Consider the following 1,764-nt stretch of genomic DNA (forward strand, 5'->3'; position numbering starts at 1 on the left):
CTCTTCACCCACCAGTTCCAGGTTGATCTCTTTCTTGAGCTGACGCGCGAGGTCGCGAACCAGACGCGGGAAGCGCCCGAAGACCTTCTTGATCGGCTGCATCCGGGTCTTCATCACCGCGGTCTGCAAGTCAGCCGTGACCACGTCGAGGTTCGACACGGCCTTGGACATGGCTTCGTCGCCACTGTTGAGACCCAGGCGCACCAGGCGGTTACGCACCAGCACCAGTTCACCGACCATGTTCATGATTTCGTCGAGACGCGCGGTATCGACTCGCACGGTGGTCTCGGCTTCGCTCGCCGGTTTTTCCGGTGGCGGAGTTGCTGGAGCACGAGCCGGCGCCGGTGCAGCAGCGGCAGCCGGTTTTGGCGTTTCAGCTTTTGGCTCAGGCTTGGCAGCGGCCTTCGGCGCGGCGGCCGGAGCCGCTGCAGCCTTGGCGGCAGGCGCGGCGACTGTCGACGCGGAGCCGGCCGTCGCAGCGCTTGCATCGAACTTGCCTTTGCCGTGCAGCTCGTCGAGCAGCGATTCGAACTCGTGATCGCTGATCAGGTCGCTGCCGGCAGCAGCGGCTACCGGTGCGGCAGGTGCCGCCGGTGCCGAGGCGATCGCCGACTCCAGCGCTTCCACGGCGAAGTTGCCCTTGCCGTGCAACTGATCAAGCAGTGCTTCGAATTCGTCGTCGGTGATGTCCGAGCTGTCGCCCGCCGCCGGGGCCGCAGGCGCTGCCGTCGGTGCAACGGCGTCAGGTGCGAACTGGCCTTTGCCGTGCAACTGATCGAGCAGCGACTCGAACTCGGCATCGGTGATTTCATCGCTGGCGGCCGCTTCGGCAGTTTGCACCGGTGCAGCAACGACCGGGGCTTCGGCTTCGGCCTTGACGGCGTTCAGCGAGTCCAGCAGCTGTTCGAATTCGTTATCGGTGATGTCGCCCGAATCGCCGGAATCGCCTTCGACGACCAGTTCTTCGATCATCTCGGCCACCGGTGAAGCCGGGGCTTGATCGGCCGTTTGCGGCTCGGCCAGACGCGCCAGCGCGGCCAGCAGTTCCGGGGTGGCGGCGGTGATCGGGGCACGTTCACGGACTTCGCTGAACATGCTGTTCACCGCGTCCAGTGCTTCGAGCACCACGTCCATCAGTTCTGCATCAACGCGGCGTTCACCCTTGCGCAGGATGTCGAACACGTTTTCGGCGATGTGACAGCACTCCACCAGCTCGTTGAGCTGAAGGAAGCCGGCGCCCCCTTTTACAGTATGGAAACCGCGAAAAATTGCGTTGAGCAGATCTGCATCATCCGGGCGGCTTTCCAGCTCAACCAGTTGTTCGGACAGTTGCTCAAGAATCTCGCCGGCCTCAACCAGGAAATCCTGAAGGATCTCTTCATCGGCGCCGAAGCTCATTAATGGGGTGCTCCTACAGGTCTAAAAACCTAAAACTCAAAATCCAAGGCTGGATAGCAAATCGTCCACATCGTCCTGACCGGACACAACGTCTTCTCGTTTATCGGCATGAATCTGCGGACCTTCACCCTGCGAGAGATGTTTTTGTGGATCTTTTTCTGCAAGCATCGCGGCGCGGTCATGTTCGATACCCGCAAAGCGGTCCACCTGACTGGCCATGAGCACGAGTTTGAGCAAATTGCTTTCGACTTCGGTGACCAGCTGGGTCACGCGCTTGATCACCTGACCGGTCAGGTCCTGGTAATCCTGGGCCAGCAGGATGTCGTTGAGGTTGCTCGACACCGCACGGTTGTCCGTGCTGCTGCG

The 1,764-nt window shown here is 61.5% G+C and carries 2 protein-coding genes; both read right to left on the reverse strand.

Annotated features, from left to right (window positions below):
* On the reverse strand, positions 1-1,398 hold a 1,398-nt coding region (locus DBR24_RS16390; RefSeq protein WP_177490596.1), incomplete at its 3' end, for an Hpt domain-containing protein.
* A 36-nt stretch (positions 1,399-1,434) separates the two neighbouring features.
* On the reverse strand, positions 1,435-1,764 hold a 330-nt coding region (locus DBR24_RS16395; RefSeq protein ID WP_146189063.1), incomplete at its 5' end, for a protein phosphatase CheZ.

Origin of the sequence: Pseudomonas sp. HMWF006, from assembly GCF_003061205.1 — a bacterium.
GTDB classification, from domain to species: Bacteria; Pseudomonadota; Gammaproteobacteria; order Pseudomonadales; family Pseudomonadaceae; genus Aquipseudomonas; species Aquipseudomonas monsensis.